This is a genomic window from Polyangium sp. 15x6 (assembly GCF_029960785.1).
Lineage (GTDB): Bacteria > Myxococcota_A > Polyangia > Polyangiales > Polyangiaceae > Polyangium.
The window spans coordinates 206,374-222,347 of sequence record NZ_JASBQE010000001.1 but is presented as its reverse complement, the minus strand read 5'-3'; the positions used below and the strand labels follow the sequence as shown (position 1 = coordinate 222,347).

Below are 15,974 nucleotides of genomic sequence, written 5' to 3'. Positions count from 1 at the left end.
GCCCCACGCGCTCATCCGGCGCCGCCGAGCGCCTGGAGGGTCTTGCTCCACTTCTTCTCGGCCGCGAGCTTCTTCGGCGACCGCTTGTCGTCGTCCGGCGTCGCGGACGCGGACCACCCTGCGCCGAGGAGGAGCGTGACGTTCTTGGCCGCCTCGTCGTCGCTCTTGCCGAATCGCACGGCTTCCCAGACCGCGGTCTCGCCTCGGGGGCACGCGTCGGGCTTGATCCCGTGATCGAGCGCCGTCTTGATGAATTCGTAGCTCCTGCCGACGAGCGGGCAGCGTCGATGGGCCTCGGGCAGGGTCGATTCGCGCATGTCGGCGCCGGCTTCGAGCAGCAAGGCCAGGGCGGGCGCATTGTTGTATTGCGCGGCGCGGCCGACGGCCTGGTCGAGCGCGGCGCGGTCGGGCTTGCCGGCGAGCTCCGCCTTGACGTCGTCGAGATCGCCGTCGGTCGAGTAATAGGCGAGCATGCTCCCGTAGGTCATGGTGAGCGCGACGATCTGGAGCCCACGACCGACCATGACGAGCAACGCGAGCGCGCCGAGGAGGATACCGGCCCGCAAGAGCGGCTTGCCTTTGGCCTCGGTGAACTTGCGGCGCACGAACCCGCCGAAGACCGTGAGCGCCATGATGAGCACGCCGGCCGCCGCGACGCCGAAGACCTCGTCCCAGTGCTTCGGCAGCGGCGTGCTCGTGCCATACACCGAGAGCGCGAGATTGAGGTCGAACGCAGTGTTGAGCACGCCGACCAGGGCGACGAGCACGCAGGCTCCGCCGATGAGGATCCCCAAAATCCCGACAATGCCCACGTCCGATGATGTCTTCGACTCCGCCATGCGCAGCTCCTCGTTCGTCGAGCGGAACTTATCGCAGAAAGCGGACCCGATGGGAACAGGCGTCTACGGCGAAACGCGGCACGGTCCGGCTCGAGGAGGTTTGCCGTGCCGCCCTTCAGCTCCCCCGCTCCACGAATGTCTTCAGCGCGAGCAGATCCTTGTCACACGCCTTCTTGAAGGCGCCTCCCATGAGCTTGCCGATGAGCTTCGTGAACAGGCCGCCAGGCATGTCGATGACGGCGTGGGTCCGCACCAGCGTCCCCGCGCCGGCAGGCTCGAATTCGTAGTCGAAGCGGTATTCACCCTTGCCCGTGGTGCCCTTGGTGCCGTCGACCTTGAGGCCGAGGCGTTTCGCCGGGACAAACGATGTGACCTCGAAATGCTCGGTCGCTTCTCTCCCGAACATCCGGCGGGTCTCGCGGAACTGCGTGCCCACGCCGAAGTCGCCGGAGGTGAGACGCTCGGCCCGCACGAACCCCTGCATCCAGTCGCCGACGTCATCGGGCCTCGTCATCGCGTCGAAGACACGCTCGGGTGGAGCCTCGATCCGGTGCTCGGAGGTGAAAGTGAGTCGGTGCATGGGGACAGACTGCCCGATCTCGTACCGGAATGCACGAGGTTGATGCCGTATGGATTTCACCCATGCGGGTGGGATCTTTACGCTTCCGTCCCTGATGACGCTGGTGATGTCCCTGCTTTACCGCGTGGTTTGTCGCCCACCGCGCGGGAGAACAGCTTGTGCCATTGCGCAATCCCGAGGTCCGCGCGAACGAGCTTGTGATCACGCACATCCGGCGTACGCGGCGACGTCGATAGCAACATGCGCCGATCGTCGGGCTGTACCAACGCGAACTCGGTCCACAAGGAGAGCGCCGCGAGGAGCTTGCCCATGACGGGCACCTCCACGAAATACCGCGCGAAGATCCACGTCGCCTCCCGATCGACCGGTGTGCACGCGACGAAGCCCCAAAAACGCGCCCCGAAGCGGAGGAGCAAGAGCCCCGGCAGCCGCGCGTCGATCCGAACGCTGAAGCCACGCTTCGGGCCGTCTCCGGGTCTCCGCAGCGTGCCGAACGTGCGCACCGTGTCCCCCTCGACCTTCACCTCGTAGGGATCGAGCCACGTCCCGATGCCACGCAAATACCTGCCGTGCGCGAACGGCACGTGATGCATGTCGAGCATCCCCTCCATCACGCGGAGCTGCGGCAGCGGCCACACGGTCTCGTGATCCCATGCATGCCGATCCGTTTCGGGCAGCTCCTCGAACCACGGCAGCGGAGGCCGATCCGCGGCGACGTCCCCGTGCCACAACCACACGAGGCCGCGGTGCTCGCGCACCTCGTAGCGACGAATCGAAAGATCCCGGCGGCTCGGCTTTCCTTCGGGCTCGCAGGGCATCGCCGTGCATTCGCCGTCGGTCCCGAAACGAAAGCCGTGATAGGGACACGAAAGCTCGCCCGCGACCACGCGGCCGAGGCCGAGGTCCGCCCCACGATGCGGGCAACGCGCGTCGTGCACGACGAGCTCGCCGGCTCCGTTGCGCCAGAGCACGAGGGAGCGGCCGAGCCGCCGCACGGTCCGCGGGCGCTTGCGGACGTGGCGCGCGGACGCGATGGGATACCAACCGTCGCGCGGGAGCGGAGGCTCCGCGCCTTCGAGCATCGGGAGCGAGTGTCTTTCGTTGCGCGTCCTTTGTGGCATGCTCATCGAACCCTCGATGATCGAGGATGCGCCCCCCGAGGACCTTCGTCAGTGACATCGGACGCCAGAAACGCTGACTTCACGCGACAACCGACGCACAACGCGCGCCTCGCGGGCCGCATCGTCGACGTCGCGGCGGCGAGCGGGGTCGACACGGCGGCCCTCTGCCACGCGGCGGGTTTGTCGGGGTTGGACCTCGGGTCGCCGGACCTTCGCGTGCCCCTCACGTCGATCTACACGCTCGTGGAGAAAGCCGCGGTCGCGGCCGCCGAGCCGCTCTTCGGCGTGAAAGTCGCGTCCGGCGTCGAGGCCGAAATCTTCGACGTGCTCGGCTTCCTCGTCCTCACGAGCCCCACGTTCGGCGTGGCCATGGAGCGCATCCTGCGTTATCAGCGCCTCTGGAACGACGGCGAACGGTATTCGCTCGTCATCGACGCGGGGCACGCGCACCTGCGTTACGAGCCTTTCGGCGCACCACGACCGGCGCATCGCCACATGGCCGAGATGTTCGCGTTCGATGTGGGCGTCAATGCGCCGAGGCTCGTCGCCGAGCCCATATCCGCCACGGCCATACGATTTCGAGGTGAACCACCGCCGGATCGCGCCGCCTACGAGGCCGTATTCGACGCGCCCGTGACCTTCGCCTCCCCGATCGACGAGGTGGTCCTCCCCGCCGACATACTCGAGCGGGCCATGCCGCTCGCCAACGAGGCCATGCACGCGTATTTCCAGCGCCACGCCGACGCGGCGCTCGCGCGGCTCGGCCCCGAAGCCTCGTTCCTCGCCCGATTGCGCGCGTTCGTCGCCGATCGCCTCCCCGAAGGCTCCGCCTCGCTCACCTCGGCCGCGGCCGCGCTCGGCATGAGCGCCCGCACGCTCCAGCGGCGGCTGCGCGCCGAGGGCACGTCGTTCGAGGATCTCGTCGACGGCGTGCGGCGCGGCCGCGCCATGGCGTACCTCGACGCGCGCGTCGCCATTGCAGAAGTCGCCCATCTCCTGGGGTATGCGGAGCCGAGCGTGTTTCACCGCGCATTCAAGCGGTGGACCGGCATGTCCCCCGAAGCGTGGCGGGCGGCGAACACGCGTCGGACGTCGCGCTGAGGATTCAGCTCGGCGGCGGGCCTTCGTTCTCGAGATGCTTCTGCAGGAGCCCGAGCTTGTTCCGCGCGGAGAGGACCTGCTGCCGGAGCGACTCCGCCTCGCGCGAGAGGTCCTGCGCTTCGGCGTCGCGCGCGTCCTGCATGAGCTGCTGCGCGCCCTCGACCACGGCGCCGAGACCTTCGAGCGCCTGCGCGATCGAGGCCCGGAGCTCCGTGCGATCGGAGCCGTCCCCGGGCTCGCGCTTGACCGCCGCGGCGCGCTGCATGATCACGTTCACCTCGGCGGCCCGCGCGCCGAGCTGCGCGAATCGCTCGCGCAGCTCCAGGAACCGCGCGGCGCGCGCGTCGATCTCCACCACGCGGGCGTTGATCGTCGCCGCCGCGGCGGCCTGACGGTCGCGCGCGGCGTTCACGGCCTCGACGAGCGCCTTCAGATGCTCGGCGAAGCGCGCTTGCGAGGCCGCGGCGTCGCTCGTGGCCCGCGCCGCCTGCTCGAGCCCTTTCTGCGAGTTCAGCGGCGCCCGCCCGACCCCCGCGGCGAGATCCTCGAAGCGCCGCAGCTCTTGCTCGAGGGACAGCGCTGCGGCCGCAAGCTCGCCTCCCTCGTCTCGACGACGATCGTCCTTGCTCATACGACGAGCATACCCGCGTACGCATGCGGCGCGCCACAGCCCATGCGCGACGCGCGCACGCGAGGGGCGCGGGCGGGCCCGCCCTCGGCGGTTGTCGGGGCCGGGTGAACGCTTCGTGCTCATGACGCGTCCGCGCAAGAGCGGAAGCCGATGTTCATTTGGGCACGGGCGGGATCACCACGTCGGTGATGGTGACCGCGTATCCGCCGGCCGGATACGCATACGACGAGTAACTGTCGAGGCCCCAGACGACGAGCCCGAACGGCCCGTCGCTCTTCGCGGTGTGCCTTCCATTCTGGCAGCCGTTCACACCCACCTCGGCGCGCATCAGATCGACCGTCGTCACCTCGAAACGACCGTCCGATCCGACCGGCTTCCACCCGGAGATGACGCCGAGACAATCGACGGTGACGTCGGAAAAACCCTTGCTCGTCTTCACGCGCGTGAGCGATAGGTTCGTCGTCGGATAGGCGGGGTCCGTGAAGAAGACGTAGTTCGAGAGAAACTGCTCGGGCGGCAGCATGATCACGAACTCCTCGTCGCCGAGGTTCTTCTCGAAATTCGGCGCTGTCGCGCCCTCGCGGGTGCCGCCCGGGATGTTGCAGGTATCCATGATCTGCGCGATCGAGAAAGGATGCGCCCCGTCCTGGCTCGACACGCGGAACGGCCCCGTCGCCTGGAAATCGGCGATCTGGCCCTGCGCGAGCATCTGGGGCGCGCCCGGCACGGAGGGGTCGAACGTGAGCGTCGTCCCGTCGGCGATGCCGACCATGCGGTAATGGATGTTCTCGGGCTGGAGATCCTTCCTGCGGGTCTCGTAAGGCGCGGCGACGTATTCGTTCGCGAGCGCCGAGACCGGCAAGATCTGCTGATGCGTGGCCTCGCCGCCGGGCCCTGGCACGGGCTGCAGCCGGAAGAAGCGGTTTCCGGTGATGACGGCGACGGGTTTGTCGCTCAGCACCACGCTCCCCGAGGGATCCTGCGAGCTCGTCGGCAGCTCCCATTGCAAGTACTCCCCGGCCGAGAGCGTGAAGCTCGCCGGCATTCCCTTCGGCGAGGCCGGGAAATCGGAGCCGGCAGGCAGATCGACGGTCGGGAGCAGGTCGACCTTCGTATCGTCCTCGGTCGCGAGGACGTGCGCGAAGAGCGGACCCGGCGGCATGGCCGTGCCCTGGGGCGTCGCCATCACGATGTAGTTCGTGCCCCAGGCCGAGGTCGGGAAGAGGAGCTCCGCGCTCGGGAAAAACGACTCGGCGCCGCCATACGGCAGAATGTCGTACGCGCTCACGGGCGTGTCGGAGACGATATGGAACGCCTCGCCGCGCCCCGTGCCCGGGACGAGCGTCGGCTCAGCGATCGCGGGCGGGACCGGGCAGGTCAGGGGTTTGCCCGTCTCCGGCATGATCGAATTCGGATCGTGCGAGAGGAAGAGCACCGCGACCTCGCCCTCCGGAATGCCCTCCGCGGGCACCGCGGGCCACGACGACTCGGGCATCCCGTTCTTGGGGATCCGGCCGAACGTCGTGACGTCGTACGATTGCCCGCCGCGCGTGACCGAGACCTTCGCGGGCCGGGGCCAGGTGTTCGTCAGGAAAACCGCAAAGCAGGGCGGGAGCGCCGGCGGATAGGAGCCGGGCGTCGTGACGCGGAAATTGCAGCCGACGTTGCCCTTGCTATCGGCGGCGGCGTCGCACGCGGGCGCGCACGCCCCGTCGAGGCAGCCCTGATCGGCGGGACAAACCGAGACGACTTGCCCGGCATCGTCGACGATCGATCGCAGATCGGGGCTGCAGCCGAGCGTCCCGTTCGCGTCGGGCCCGCCGTCGAAGAACACGGCCCCTTCGCCGCCCGCGCCGCCATTGCCGCCCGCGCCGCCGCTCGCGCCGGCGCCCCCGGCCCCGCTGCCCTGCGAATCCTGCCCGCACGTCCACGTCGCGAACGCGACGCACAGGGCGAGCGAGCACTGGACTGCCGCCACGCTCGCCGCTCGAAACTTCGACCTCGTCGTCATCGCCGCCTCCGCCCCGAATCTCCCGATTGCGTATCTCGGGTCCGGACGGACAGGAGACGCGAGTTCCCGAGGCCCGTCAAGGCCAAGGTCGCCGGCAATGACAGTCAGCTCAAGAGCCCGTGATCCGGGCCATCCGGCGACGCCGCGCGAGCGCAATCCCGAGGCCCGCCGCGAACACGAAAAGCCCCGCGCCCTCCGCGGCTCCCGCCGTCGTGCACCCGCCGCAGCCACCACCGACCACGCGTGTCTCGGGCTTCACGCCCGCAGGGCAGAAGAAGACCTCATCGCCGGCTCCCATCTTGTGGCGACAAGCCTCCGCGAGCCCTTTTTCGCGGAGGGGGCCGGCGCACTGTTCGAATTCCGTCTGATCGCCGGGCTCCCGACCATAGTGCCAGTAGCATTTCTGACAGTCGAGCCCGTCGGCGTCGCAAACATTACGGGGCCCCGCCACGTCGGCCGCGGCGAGGGCGGTGAAGGTCGAGATCGCGATGACAAGCAGTGTCGAGAAGAAGATGCGCACGCGCGCCTTGTAGCCCATGGCGTGGGAACTGTCGATCACCTCTCGGACTTACACTCGGCTTCCGGTCAACGTCCGAATGCAAGGGACGCCACGATCTCCGCGGACGCCTTTTCGACCGTGCGCCCCTTCCTCCCCGTCACCGCGGTCGCTTCCCCGAGCGCCTTCCCGAGCGCTGCCCGCGCCGCGCGGACCGCCGCGTCGAAGAGCGGGCCGAGCCCGGCGTCCCCGAGCCTGCGCGCCTCGTAAAGCCGCCCCGGCGGCGCCGTGAGGGACCCGTCGATTGTATTCGCCACCGAAAACGCGAGCGCGAGCCGCCCCTCCTCGCCGCCAACCGTCACGGCCGCGTCGATCCCACGCAGGGTCGCCTCGCCCAGCCATCGAAGCTCCGCCGGGAAGAGCGGCGCGTCCGTCGCGACGATCGCCACGAATCCTGGTGAAATCGCGCGCACGGCGCTCGCGCCTCGCGGCGCCCCGCCATTCGCCGCGAGGAGCACACCCACGACGAATGCGTCGGCGCCGATACGCGCCGCGGCCGATGCATCCCCCACGCCTCCCTTGTACCCGAGGGCCACGAGCCCCCGGCCCACGCCCACGCTCCCGCAGGCCGGCACGTCTCCACGCGCCGCATCACAAGCCGCGAGCACGTCGTCGTGTTTCACCCGCCGACGCCTGAGATCATTCAAATACCCGTCGTCGATGCCCACCACGACGGGCGGCCATCCATCGTCGACCGGCAATTCCGGGTCCCGCTTGTGCCCCCGCGTGATCAAAGCGTCGTAGGCCGCGCCCACGCTCGTCGCATTACAAAGCACCATCGGCGACGCGAACGTGCCGAAATCCTCCGCCACCTCCACGCCCGTCCACGCGAGCGCGCCGCCGGCCGCGTATGCGCCGAAAGAAAACTTCCGATGACGCACGGACGGCGGGCACGGCATGACCACGGTCACGCCCGTTTGCACGTCGCCCTCGGCCACGGTCACGTGGGCGACCTCGACGCCGGGGACGTCGGTGATCGAATTGCGCAGGGTGCGATCGGCCGGCATGGTTTTCCGCGTGGCTCCTAGCGCCCTGGAATCGGGCGCCCGTACTTGCGCATGATCTCCGGCAGCCGATCGAGCGGCAATGCGTAGGCCGTGTTCCCGTGGATCCCGGTCATCGTCTGGGCCATCGCGAGAGCATTGAGCACGGCCTCCTCCGTGGCCTCGACCGCCGCCTCGTGCGCCACGCTGATGTGCTCGTCGTTCCAGACGGGCACCGCCGTCGACGCCGCGCCGCGCCGCACGCGGACGCCCGTCGAAAAGAAGAGCAAGAGATCGCCCGATCCGTGCATCGACACCGCGCCGGTCCGCCCGAGCCCGAGCGCCATCCGCTTCGCGAGCCGGCCGAGCTGCACTGGCGTCATGGGCGCGTCCGTGGCGCCGATGATCAAAATGGATTTCGACTTCCGGCCCTCGTAGGGCATTCCCTCGGTGATCTCGCGCCCCACCGGCACCCCGTCGATGCGGAGCTGCGCCCTCCGGCCGTGGTTCGTCTGCACGAGCACGCCGAGCGTGTAATTCCCCATCGCGGCGGGAAGCCGCCGCGATGCGGTCCCGATACCGCCCTTGAACTCGTAACACAACATGCCCGTGCCGCCGCCCACGGCCCCCTCCTCGACGGGTCCGCTGCGCGCCGCCGAGATCGCCTCGCGCACGTGCTCCTCCGTGAGGTGTCGACCCTCGGCGTCGTGCAAAAACGCCGCCCAGGTCTCGCCCACGATCGGCGTGGGGACGGGCGCGCTGTCGCCGATCTCCGTATATTTTTCGAGCATCCACGCGAGCGCCCCGTCCATCACGCGACCGATGTTCGAGGTGTCGGTCAGGAAAATCGGCGTCTCCAGGAGGCCGTGCCGGTCGAGCATGGAAACGCCCGTGAGCTCGCCATTGCCGTTCAGCGTGAAGCGCGCCGCGGGGACGTTGTCCCGCCAAACATCGTCGCCTGGCAGGATCACGGTCACGCCGGTGCGGATCGGCCCGCGGCCGGGCACGAGCGGGCCTTCGCCCTCGATACGCGTCAAGTGCCCCACGCGCACGCCGGGCACGTCGGTGATCGCATTCCATCGGCCGGGCGTGAGCGAGCCGATCGCGATGCCGAGATCCCGGAGCCTCCGGCGAGGCGAAGGCGCGCGGGGCGCCTCGGCCGGTAAAACGCTGCAACCCGCCGCGCTGATGGCGGCGAGCGCGCCGCCGGCCAGGAGCGCGCGGCGCGAAACTCTCCCGGTGTCGCTCTTCACGGCCATCACCCGCGAGTATGCAGGTTCGAACCGCGGTTGGGAAGCTCTTCACGCGGTCACGGATGGCGCTCCTCGCCTTCAAACACGGTCGCGCCGCCGCCTCCGACCTCGGGGGCGGCTCTCCGCTTCTGCTTCGGGGCGATCGCCGAGGAGCTGCCGGACGAGCAGGCACGCGAACGACGCGGCCCCCGCGGGCTCGTGGAGGTTTGCGGAGACGAACCCCTCGCAAAGGCGCGGCGCGAGGCAGACCATGTGAATGGCGGACCAGAATGCGGCGACGCGGAGGCGTTGCTCATCCTCCGAGCCCGCCGGCAAGGCGGGGCGTACGCGGCGGAAAAACCCTTCGAGGAAGTCGCGATACCCCTGGGCCGCCGGGCCCGTGTAGTCCTGACGCGTGATGGCGTCGTGCAGGTGCGCCGCGCTGAGGCGCGGGTATCGGACGGCGTCTGGCAAGAACGCCGGCATGAAGCGCTCGAGCGCGGCGCGGACGTCCCCGCCCTCGGCCTCGACGAGCGCGTCGAGCTCGACGAGCTGCCCGCCGAGCCCATTCTCCAGCGTCCGCGCGAGCACCACCTCGACGAGCCGCTCTTTGCTCCCGAAATAGTAGTTGATCGCGGCCACGTTCACGCCCGCTTCCAGGGCGATCGCGCGCACCGTGAGGGCCTCGATGCCTTCCCGCTCGACGACCCCGATCGCGGCCTCGATGATCCGCTCGCGCGCGCCGCCGCCCTGCTCGCTGTCCATCACGGCCCTCGGTTTAGCCCAGATCCCGCGAGGCGGTCGAGCCCCCCGAGCGCTCCCCGCCATGGCCGGCGTCGAAATCCTGCTACTCGTTGAACGAATCCTCCGCCTCAAACAACTGTTTGAAACAACCGTTTGAACTGCCGCGTCCCAGAACGCGCGCAGGCGGGAGAGGTGCGTCATGAGGGAAGAAAACGCCTGGAAAAGGCGGGGATACGGGTTCGTCTTCGTGGGATGCGTGGCCGCCTTGGTGCCGGCATGCGGCGCCGAGCCGGAGCCCACGCCGACGTGGTATCGGGACATCCAGCCGCTGGTCGATCGATCCTGCGCCGCATGCCACGACGGAAGCGGCGTGGGCCGGGTGAACCTGCGCGACGCCGCGACTGCGCAAGCGCTCGCGGCCACGATGGCCGCGCGGGTCGAGGCGGGCGAGATGCCGCCCCCCGCGCTCGATCCGTCATGCCGGTCCTATGCCGGCGCAGAGAGGATGTACCTCGGCCCGGACGATCGCGCGCGCATTCGCGCCTGGGCCGACGCGGGCGCGCCGCTCGGCGATCCGAGCGAGGCGACGACGAAGCCGGGCGGCGTCACGCACATCGACGCCCCGGATCTCGTGCTCGAAATGCCCGAGGCCCACGAGGTCACCCCGGACGACGACGGCAATGAATACTGGTGCGTGGTGCTCGACAATCCTCTCGACGCGCCCGCGTGGATCCAGGCGATCGAGGCGGTGCCCGGCGATCCGCTCGTCGTGCATCACATCGGGCTCTACCGGGACGCGGGGCACGACGCGGGCGCGGGGTACGGGGTCCCGCCGGGCACGAAGGCGTTTTCGTGTCGGGATCCGGTGCTGGAGCTCGATTGGCAACTCCTGCACGCCTTCGCGCCGGGCGTCGGCGTCATGGAGCTCCCGAAAGACACGGGCATCCGGCTCGATCCGGGCGAGCAGATCGTGATCCAGATGCATTATTACGCCACGAAGCCGGGCGCGCAGGATCGATCGGCCTACCGGATGCGCCTCGCGACCGAGGCGCCCGCCGCGGAGGTCTTCATGGACGTCTTCGGCCCGGTGCCGTTCACGATCCCCGCGGGCGCATCGAAGCACGTCGAGCGAAGCGTGGTCACGAACGAGGGGCCGACGACGACGATCTACGGGCTCCTCCCGCACATGCACCTGCTCGGCCGCTCCTACGACGCGTGGATCGAGGACGACGCGGGCGCGAACGCATGCGTCGGGCGAGGCGATTTCGAGTTCCATCACCAGGCGCTCTACATGTTCGACGAGCCAATCCACTGGCAGCCGGGGCAACGGTTCGTCACCGAATGCACCTGGGACAATTCGGCGACCGGGAAAGGGCAAACCCATTTCCCGCCGCTCGACGTCGCCTGGGGCGAGGGGACGAATCAGGAGATGTGCTTCATGGTGGCGTACCTGTCGCGGCCTTGAAGCGTCTCGCTAGATGAACCCGAGCTCGATCGCCCGCAGCACGGCCTTCGTCCGATCACGCACCCCGAGCTTCGAGAAGATGCTCGACGCGTGATTCTTCACGGTGCCCTCGGCCGTCCCGAGCATTTCGGCGATCTCGCGGTTGCTCGCCCCCGAGGCCATGAGGCGCAGCACCTCGACCTCGCGCGCCGTGAGCGCGGTGGGCGGCTCGATCACGGGGACGTCGGGCTTCAGGCGGTCGAGCCCGCGCAGGACCCGCTCGGTGATCGCCGGGTTCCAGAGCGTCCCGCCGGAGGCCACCGTGCGAATCGCCTCGGCGAGCTGCTCGAGGCCGATGTCCTTCAACAAAAACCCCCGCGCCCCGAGCCGGATCCCCGCGGCCGCGACGGCGTCGTCGTCGAACGTCGTGAGCAGGATCGTGGGCGGAACCTTCGGCTTTCCGCGCAGCGCCGTGAGCACGTCGAGCCCGGTTTTTCGCGGCATTCGTACGTCGAGCAAGAGCACGTCGAGCGCGGTCGTGGCCACGATCGCGAGCGCCTCCTCTCCATCACTCGCCTCGGCGGCGACGCGGATGTCGGGCGTGAGCGCGAGCAGGCTCTTGATGCCCTGCCGCACGAGCGTCTGATCGTCCGCGAGCAAGACGTGAATCACGGCGCAGCCATCGTCCTCTGGCGCGGCGGGACGACCGCGCGCCATTCAAAACCTTTGCCCGGACCCGGCGTCACGGTCAAGGCCCCGCCGAGCGCCTCGATCCGCTCACGCAAGCCCGAGAGGCCGCTGCCCTCCGCGGCGCTCGTCGCCCCTCGCCCGTCGTCGCGCGCTTCGAGCACGACGCCTTCCGGCTCTTCGGTGAGCCGGATCCACAGGTTCTCCGCGCCGCCGTGGCGCGCCGCATTCGTGATGGCCTCCTGCACGCCGCGAAAGAGCGCGTGGGCGAGCGCGTCGTCCTCGATCACGAGCCCCTCGGCGAGATCGACGTGCACCCGGGGGCGCGGCAAACCCGCGGCGAGCGCCTCGATCGCGCGCGGCAGGTCGAGCGTGCGCTCCTCGCGCATCGCGCGCACGACGCCGCGCACCTCGGAGAGCGTGCTCTTCGCGAGCTCGTGCGCCCGCGCGAGGGTCTCTTCGCCGGGCGACGTGCGGCGCGCGAGCTCGAGGTGGATGCTCATCGCCGTGAGGTGATGGCCCACGGCGTCGTGCAATTCGCGCGCGATGTGCAGCCGCTCGGCCGTGCGCGCGCTCTCGGCGAGCATCACCTGCGCGGCGCGGAGCTCGGCGTTGACCCGCGAGAGCTCGGCGCGCGCGGCCGCCTCGTGCCGCGCCACCGTCCCGATCGTCGTCGCGAAGAGCTGAAAGCCGAGCACGCCGGCCGTCCAGAACGCCGCCTGCGCCACGTCGGCGCGCCCCACGTAAAACGGAAAGATCGCCACGGTCTGCGCCGCGACCCAGCCGAGCGCCGCGCCGCGTGAGAGGAGGAGCGACGCCTGCGCCGCGACGATCGCCAAAAGCCCCGCTTCGAGCCACAGGTTCCGGAGGTGCACGAGCACGAGCGCGGAGATCGATTGCACCGCGAGCAGCACGATCCGGCTCGTCGGCCCGAGCCTGTCGAGCCGCGACGCGCTCGCGACGAACGCGCCCAGATACGCCGCGTGCGCCGCGAAGCTCGCCGCCGCGGTCGAATCGACAAGGCGCGCCGGATCCCGCACGAGCGGCAGCACGAACGGCTGAGCGATCGCGGCCCACGCCAGCGTCCCCGCGACGAAGAGCAGCATCCGGGTGGGCGGCGGCCGATCCATGCGCGGGGCATCGTAGCGCCTCTCACGCTCGCCTGTGCCGAAAGTCATGGTGGAAATCGACCTCGGACCATGACCAGCGGCACAGGCTCCCTCCTCTTTCGCGCCCCACGATGGAGGTCATGGCGAACTTCACCTCGTTCCTCCCGACCTCGAACGAACCCCGCACCACGGACGGCGCGCCGCCCTGCTACGCTCCCTCCGCGATGACCGAGACGAAGGCGGCGGAGGCGCCTCGAAAGCGACGAAACATCCGGCGAGCCGTGCTCCTCGTGATCCTCGCGGCGATCGTGCTCCTCGCGCGGCCCGCGGATCGGCACCTGCGCGCGGCCTCGCTGCTCCTTCGTTTCGCGGACGAACGAGCGCAGGGGTTCTTGCCGGAGTACGGAAAACACACGCTCGAGGAGAGCCTGACGGAGGTGTCCTCCACGCGTGGCCCCGTGCGGGCGCGCGTGTATTCGCCCGTGGGCGTGACGAATGCGCCGGGCGTGGTGATCGTGCACGGCGTCCACCGCCTCGCCATCGACGAGCCGCGCCTCATGCGGTTCGCCCGCGCGATCGCGGCGTCGGGCGTCGTCGTGCTCACGCCCGAGGTGAAGGAGATCGCCGATTATCGTATCGACCCTGCTTCGATCGAGACGCTCGGCGCGGCCGCGCATTCGCTGCGCGAGCGCCTCGGCGGCCGGCCCGTGGGCCTCATGGGCATGAGCTTCGCGGGCGGGCTCGCGCTCCGCGCCGCGTCGGATGGGGCGTTCGCCGAGGACATCGGGTTCGTCGTGGCGATCGGGGCGCACCACGACATGCGGCGCGTGCTCGAGTTTTTCAAGAAGAACGAGACCTCGTGGCCCGACGGGCACAAGGAGGCGCTCGCCGCGCACCCGTATGGCGCGCTGGTCCTGCTTTATTCGCACGTCGAGGCCTTCGTCCCGCCGACCGACGTGGCCGCGGCGCGCGAAGCGATCCGGCTCTGGCTCTGGGACGATCGCGAGGCCTCGAAGGCGAAGCTCGCGGCGCTCTCCACCGAGGCGCGCGGCAAGGTCGAGGCGCTGCTCGAAGGAAAGGCCGACGTGCCGGCGCTCATCGACGAGATTGCGAAGCACCCCGAGCAAGCGCTCTCGGTCTCGCCCGCGGGGCACCTCGGCGAGCTACGCGCCCCGGTGTTCTTGCTTCACGGCGCGACGGATTCGGTGATTCCGGCCTCGGAGACCCAATGGCTCGCCCACGACGTCCCGCCGTCGCTCCTCCACGCCGCGCTCGTCACGCCGGCCGTCGAGCACGTCGAGCTCCGCGGAGAGCCGTCGTTCGCGCAGCAATGGGAGCTCGTCCGGTTCATGGCGGGCGTGCTCGACGTGGCGAACGACTGAACGACGCTCACTGCGTGCAGGCCAGATAAACCCGCAGCGCTTCGAGATCGGTCTCGCTCAGCTTGCCGGTCGGAGGCATCGCGCCTTCCGCGGCCTCGCTGTACATCTCCGCCGCCTCCGCCTTGATTTCGTCCGCCGACGTGAAATCGTATCCCCCCGCTGGCGTTCCGTTGGCGTAATTCGGGTTGTGGCAAACCGTGCAGGAATTGGTGATCACGCTCAGGCCCGCCGTCTGCTGCGCGGACGAGTCGGGCGGGCACGCGCCGAGCGCCTCGCTGTCGCTGCCGCACCCCGCGAGCGCGCCAAACGCGGCCATGGAAAACGAGAGTAAGCACACAAGCAACTTGTTTTCCGTAAGTGTGGACATAATTTCCACTCTACTGGGATGGCGCGGTGTAGCAACACGAAACTGCGGCCCCATTGCCTTCCCGTTTCCGTTGGGGCAAGGATGCGCCCCATGAAACGACGACTGCTTGCGCTGGCCCTCCTGGCCGCGCCGATGCTCGCTTGTGGCTCCTCGACGCCGGAGGCCGAAAACCCCGAGACGAGCGCCACCGAGACCACCACCACGACGACCCCCACGCCCACGGCGACGCCGGAAGCCGCGCCCACGGCGACGCCGACGGCCGCGCCCGCGAAGGAGCCCTCGCCCGAGGAGCTCAAGAAGGCCAAGGCGGCCCAGGAGCTCGCCGCCGACCGCGCGAAGTGGGAGGCCGAGGCGAAGGCCGAGGACACGCGCTTCACGCCGGAAATCCACGCCGAGGCGAAGAAGCTCGCCGAGGCGAAGCACGCGTCGCTCGACGCCGCGCTCAAGGTCCTGCTCACGGGCAAGCACCGCCCGGCGAAGAACGTCGAGCGCGACAAGTACCGCCACCCCCAGGAGACGCTGAAGTTCTTCGGCCTCACGCCGAAGCTGACGGTGCTCGAATACGGCCCCGGTGAGGGCTGGTGGACGGAGCTCCTCGCGCCCACGCTGGCGACGCAGGGCAAGCTGCTCGTGACGACGACCGACCCGAAGGGCCCGGCCGACGCGCGGAGCACGTTCTACGGGCAGCGCCTCGCGCGCTTCCTCGATCGCGCGCCCGAGCTCTACAGCAAGGTCGACCGCATCGTGATCGACGGCAAGAACCCGAAGTTCGGCCTCGAGAACAAGGTCGACCTGGTGATCGTGATGCGGTCGCTGCACGGCCTGCACCGCGACAAACTCCTGCCCGGCTTCCTCGGCGAGGTGTTCAAGGCGCTGAAGCCCGGCGGCGTGCTCGGCATCGAGCAGCACCGCGCCAAGGCCGACGCGGACCCGGACAAGAGCGCGGAGCAGGGCTACCTGCCCGAGGCGTTCGTGATCAAGCAGGCCGAGGCCGCGGGCTTCAAGCTCGACAGCAAGTCCGAGGTCAACGCGAACCCGAAGGACACGAAGGACTACCCCGAAGGCGTCTGGACGCTGCCTCCCACGCTGGAGCTCGGCGACAAGGACAAGGACAAGTACATGGCCATCGGCGAGAGCGATCGCATGACGCTCAAGTTCGTGAAGCCGAAGAAGTAACTTCCTGCCAC

16 protein-coding genes are annotated in these 15,974 nt (G+C 69.4%); 4 read left to right on the top strand and 12 right to left on the bottom strand.

Annotated elements, in window-relative coordinates; all coding sequences use genetic code 11:
• Positions 1-11: 11 nt before the first annotated feature.
• From QHF83_RS00925 to QHF83_RS00915, 3 genes are all read right to left on the bottom strand, one after another.
• Positions 12-839, bottom strand: a complete 828-nt coding sequence (locus QHF83_RS00925; RefSeq protein ID WP_282415815.1) for a hypothetical protein — start codon at positions 837-839, stop codon at positions 12-14.
• A gap of 115 nt (positions 840-954) precedes the next feature.
• On the bottom strand, positions 955-1,419 hold the full coding sequence (locus tag QHF83_RS00920; RefSeq protein WP_282415814.1) for an SRPBCC family protein: 465 nt from the start codon (positions 1,417-1,419) through the stop codon (positions 955-957).
• Positions 1,420-1,496: 77 nt separating this feature from the next.
• Positions 1,497-2,501, bottom strand: a complete 1,005-nt coding sequence (locus QHF83_RS00915) for a Rieske 2Fe-2S domain-containing protein (RefSeq protein ID WP_282415813.1) — start codon at positions 2,499-2,501, stop codon at positions 1,497-1,499.
• Between the two features lie 90 nt (positions 2,502-2,591).
• Here QHF83_RS00915 and QHF83_RS00910 point away from each other — a divergent pair, with 90 nt between their 5' ends.
• Entirely contained in the window at positions 2,592-3,641 is a 1,050-nt protein-coding gene (locus tag QHF83_RS00910; protein WP_282415812.1) for an AraC family transcriptional regulator, read from the top strand.
• 4 nt (positions 3,642-3,645) lie between these two features.
• Here QHF83_RS00910 and QHF83_RS00905 read toward each other — a convergent pair whose 3' ends face one another.
• From QHF83_RS00905 to QHF83_RS00880, 6 genes are all read right to left on the bottom strand, one after another.
• Positions 3,646-4,272, bottom strand: a complete 627-nt coding sequence (locus QHF83_RS00905; RefSeq protein ID WP_282415811.1) for a hypothetical protein — start codon at positions 4,270-4,272, stop codon at positions 3,646-3,648.
• Positions 4,273-4,426: 154 nt separating this feature from the next.
• Entirely contained in the window at positions 4,427-6,283 is a 1,857-nt protein-coding gene (locus tag QHF83_RS00900) for an IgGFc-binding protein (RefSeq protein ID WP_282415810.1), read from the bottom strand.
• 109 nt (positions 6,284-6,392) lie between these two features.
• Positions 6,393-6,842: an MYXO-CTERM sorting domain-containing protein gene (locus QHF83_RS00895; RefSeq protein ID WP_282415809.1), complete on the bottom strand. Its 450-nt coding sequence runs from the start codon at positions 6,840-6,842 to the stop codon at positions 6,393-6,395.
• A 26-nt stretch (positions 6,843-6,868) separates the two neighbouring features.
• Complete coding sequence (locus QHF83_RS00890; RefSeq protein WP_282415808.1) at positions 6,869-7,846, bottom strand: P1 family peptidase; 978 nt, start codon at positions 7,844-7,846, stop codon at positions 6,869-6,871.
• Between the two features lie 17 nt (positions 7,847-7,863).
• Entirely contained in the window at positions 7,864-9,081 is a 1,218-nt protein-coding gene (locus tag QHF83_RS00885; protein WP_282415807.1) for a P1 family peptidase, read from the bottom strand.
• Between the two features lie 72 nt (positions 9,082-9,153).
• Positions 9,154-9,819, bottom strand: a complete 666-nt coding sequence (locus QHF83_RS00880; RefSeq protein WP_282415806.1) for a TetR/AcrR family transcriptional regulator — start codon at positions 9,817-9,819, stop codon at positions 9,154-9,156.
• 178 nt (positions 9,820-9,997) lie between these two features.
• Here QHF83_RS00880 and QHF83_RS00875 point away from each other — a divergent pair, with 178 nt between their 5' ends.
• Positions 9,998-11,263: a hypothetical protein gene (locus QHF83_RS00875; RefSeq protein ID WP_282415805.1), complete on the top strand. Its 1,266-nt coding sequence runs from the start codon at positions 9,998-10,000 to the stop codon at positions 11,261-11,263.
• 9 nt (positions 11,264-11,272) lie between these two features.
• Here the strand turns inward: QHF83_RS00875 and QHF83_RS00870 are convergent, their stop codons facing one another.
• Both QHF83_RS00870 and QHF83_RS00865 read right to left on the bottom strand, forming a co-directional pair.
• On the bottom strand, positions 11,273-11,914 hold the full coding sequence (locus QHF83_RS00870) for a response regulator transcription factor (RefSeq protein WP_282415804.1): 642 nt from the start codon (positions 11,912-11,914) through the stop codon (positions 11,273-11,275).
• On the bottom strand, positions 11,911-13,107 hold the full coding sequence (locus tag QHF83_RS00865; protein ID WP_282415803.1) for a sensor histidine kinase: 1,197 nt from the start codon (positions 13,105-13,107) through the stop codon (positions 11,911-11,913). Before QHF83_RS00865 ends, QHF83_RS00870 begins: the two co-directional genes overlap by 4 nt.
• Positions 13,108-13,178: 71 nt before the next feature.
• Here QHF83_RS00865 and QHF83_RS00860 point away from each other — a divergent pair, with 71 nt between their 5' ends.
• Positions 13,179-14,420, top strand: coding sequence for a hypothetical protein (locus tag QHF83_RS00860; RefSeq protein WP_282415802.1), 1,242 nt, complete (start codon positions 13,179-13,181; stop codon positions 14,418-14,420).
• A 7-nt stretch (positions 14,421-14,427) separates the two neighbouring features.
• On the opposite strand, the gene QHF83_RS00855 is transcribed toward QHF83_RS00860, so the two are convergent.
• Entirely contained in the window at positions 14,428-14,736 is a 309-nt protein-coding gene (locus QHF83_RS00855; protein WP_282415801.1) for a c-type cytochrome, read from the bottom strand.
• A 141-nt stretch (positions 14,737-14,877) separates the two neighbouring features.
• On the opposite strand from QHF83_RS00855, the gene QHF83_RS00850 reads away from it, so the two are divergent.
• The gene (locus tag QHF83_RS00850) at positions 14,878-15,963 is read left to right on the top strand and encodes a methyltransferase domain-containing protein (protein WP_282415800.1); all 1,086 of its coding nucleotides are present in this window, start codon (positions 14,878-14,880) and stop codon (positions 15,961-15,963) included.
• Positions 15,964-15,974: the final 11 nt, after the last annotated feature.